This window comes from Chromobacterium fluminis (assembly GCF_011602385.1).
Classification (GTDB): domain Bacteria; phylum Pseudomonadota; class Gammaproteobacteria; order Burkholderiales; family Chromobacteriaceae; genus Chromobacterium; species Chromobacterium fluminis.
On record NZ_JAAOMA010000131.1, the window covers coordinates 1 to 413 of the forward strand.

Consider the following 413-nt stretch of genomic DNA (forward strand, 5'->3'; position numbering starts at 1 on the left):
GGATCTGCTCAAGGCCGGCGGCGCCGAGATGCGCGCGCTGCGCGGCAAAGACATCGCGATGATCTTCCAGGAGCCGATGAGCTCGCTGAACCCGGTGTTCAGCGTGGGCGAGCAGATCATGGAAGCCTTGATGCTGCACGCCAAACTGGGCCGCCGCGCCGCGCGCCGGCGCGCGATCGAACTGTTGCGCGAAGTGGGCCTGCCGGAACCGGAAAACAAGGTGGACAGCTACCCGCACCAGCTGTCCGGCGGCCAGCAGCAACGGGTGATGATCGCGATGGCCATTGCCTGCGAACCCAAGCTGCTGATTGCCGACGAACCCACCACCGCGCTGGACGTCACCATCCAGAAGCAGATCCTGCAACTGATCGCCGACCTGCAAAAGAAACACGATATGGCGGTGCTGTTCATCA

Annotated in this window: 1 protein-coding gene; it reads left to right on the top strand. The window is 63.7% G+C overall.

All coding sequences use genetic code 11. The features are described 5' to 3' along the window. Positions 1-413 (top strand): ATP-binding cassette domain-containing protein (locus HA052_RS27200; RefSeq protein ID WP_166454449.1); only part of this gene is annotated, 413 nt, incomplete at both ends.